The organism is Mesorhizobium sp. M4A.F.Ca.ET.090.04.2.1, assembly GCF_003999085.1.
Classification (GTDB): Bacteria; Pseudomonadota; Alphaproteobacteria; order Rhizobiales; family Rhizobiaceae; genus Mesorhizobium.
In genome coordinates this window covers 1-2,479 of sequence record NZ_RZOT01000695.1, presented here as the reverse complement: position 1 = coordinate 2,479, position 2,479 = coordinate 1, and the positions used below count along the sequence as shown (strand labels likewise).

Sequence of the window (2,479 nt, the reverse complement as noted above, 5' to 3'; positions counted from 1 at the left end):
CCCCCGCACCTTGACCCGACCGCGGGTGCTGCCGCGGCGATCGACGAAGTGCTCTACGCCAATGTGTTCGAAGGCCTGACCCGCATCGGCCCGAACGGCGAGGTGCTGCCCGATCTCGCAGAAAGCTGGAGCATTTCTGACGACGGCAAGGTCTACACGTTCAAGCTGCATACCGGAGTCAAATTCCATGACGGTGCCGACTTCAGCGCCGACGATGTGAAGTTCTCGCTCGACCGCGCCCGCGCCGACAATTCGGTCAACGCGCAGAAGGGCCTGTTCGCGGCGATCGACAAGGTCGACGTCGTCGATCCGGCGACCGTCAAGGTGACGCTGAAGAACCCGCAAGGCTCCTTCCTCTACAATATGGGCTGGGGCGACGCGGTGATCGTGTCGCCGAAATCGGCCGACACCAACAAGGAGAAGCCGATCGGCACCGGCCCGTTCAAATTCCAGGACTGGGTCAAGGGCTCGTCGATCACGCTGGTGAAATCGGACGCTTACTGGGGCGCGCCGGTCTCGCTCGACAAGGCCGAGTTCCGCATCGTCCCCGATGCCGCCGCCGCCGTTCCGGCCCTGCTTTCCGGCGACATCCAGGCCTTCCCTTTCTTCGATCCCGACAGCGTCGCCCAGGTCAAGGACGATCCGCGCTTCCATGTCGTGATCGGCTCGACCGAGGGCGAGACCATCCTGTCGATCAACAACAAGAAGCCGCCCTTCGACAAGGTCGAGGTCAGGCAGGCGATCTCCTACGCGCTCGACCGCAAGGCGATCATCGATGGCGCCTCGGCGGGGCTCGGCCAGCCGATCGGCTCGCACATGTCGCCCGCCAACAAGGACTATGTCGACCTCACCGGCCGCTATCCGCATGATGTCGCCAAGGCCAAGGAACTGCTCAAGCAAGCCGGCCTCGAGAACGGCTTCAAGGCGACGCTGAAGCTGCCGCCGCCTTCCTATGCCCGGCTTGGCGGCGAGATCATCGCCTCGGAGTTGCGCGACGTCGGCATCGATCTGGAGATCGTGCCCGTTGAATGGGCGCAGTGGCTGGACCAGGTATTTACCAAGAAGGACTACGACCTCACCATCGTCTCCCACACCGAGCCCAACGACATCGATATCTATTCGCGCAAGGACTATTACTTCAATTACAACAACCCGGCTTTCGACAAGGTCATCGCCGATCTGAACCTCACCTCCGACGAGGCCAAGCGCAAGGAACTGCTCGGTGAGGCGCAGAAGATCCTCGCCGACGATGCCGTGGTCGGCTTCCTCTACGAACTGCCGAAGGTCGGCGTCTGGGACGCCAAGCTGCAAGGCCTCTGGGAGAACGCGCCGATCCAGGCCAATGATCTCACCAAGGTGAAGTGGAGCGAGTGAACCCCAGCACTTCGTCATCAAAGGGTGGAGCAGCCACGCAGCGGCTGCGCAGACCCTAGGATCCATGCCATGGCTTGTGAGCGACCTCTGCGTTGCAGAATACAGGAGGCCCATCCGTGAAGACAGGAAAGCGTGACCTGGGTTCTGCATCGTCGCGCTCTTCGACCTCTGTCACGTCATGGATCCTGGGGTCTTCGCGACGTTGCTTCGCTCCTGCTCCGCCCCAGGATGACGAAGCCCGGGCGGTCAGCCTTCCATGAGTGCCTACCTCCTCAAGCGTCTGATCATCGCCGCCGCCACGCTGGTGCTGGCCTCCATGGTGGTGTTCGCGGTGCTGGAGATCATCCCCGGCGACCCGGCGCGGCTGATGCTGGGCATGAACGCCAGCGCCGAGCAGGTCGAGGTGCTGCGCAACCAGATAGGGCTCAACGCGCCGCTGGCCTTGCGTTACCTGCATTGGGCGGGCGGGTTGCTCAGCCTCGATTTCGGCCGCTCCTACACCTATTCGGTGCCGGTTATCGATCTCGTGCGCGAACGCGTCGTCGTCTCGCTGCCGCTGGCGCTGATCGCGCTGGCGCTGTCCACCGCTATCGCCATTCCGGTCGGGATTTATTCCGCCAGCCGCCACGGCCGGGCCGGCGACGCTATCGCCATGGGCGCCGCCCAACTCGGCGTCGCCGTGCCGAACTTCTGGTTCGCGCTGATGCTGATCTATCTCTTCGCCGTCTGGCTGCGACTGGTGCCGGCCGGCGGCTTTCCCGGCTGGGGCGCCGGTGCCTGGCCGGCGCTGAAATCGCTGCTTCTGCCGGCGGTCGCCCTTGCCCTGCCGCAAGCCGCGATCCTTGCCCGCGTCGCCCGCTCGGCACTGATCGAGGTGCTGCACGAGGACTATGTCCGCACCGCCCGCGCCAAGGGCATGCCATACCGCGCCGTGCTCTGGCGGCACGCGCTGCGCAACGCCATGATCCCGGTACTCACCATTCTCGGTTTGCAATTCGCCTTCCTGCTCGCCGGCACCATCATTATCGAGAACGTCTTCTACCTGCCCGGCCTTGGACGGTTGGTGTTCCAGGCCATCACGCAGCGCGACCTGATCGTCGTCGAA

General features: G+C 64.0%; 2 protein-coding genes. Both read left to right on the top strand.

Annotated features, from left to right (window positions below; all coding sequences use genetic code 11):
- A partial coding sequence (locus tag EN781_RS30535; RefSeq protein WP_145965722.1) for an ABC transporter substrate-binding protein occupies positions 1–1,374 on the top strand: 1,374 nt, incomplete at its 5' end.
- Between the two features lie 256 nt (positions 1,375–1,630).
- A partial coding sequence (locus EN781_RS30530) for an ABC transporter permease (protein WP_145965721.1) occupies positions 1,631–2,479 on the top strand: 849 nt, incomplete at its 3' end.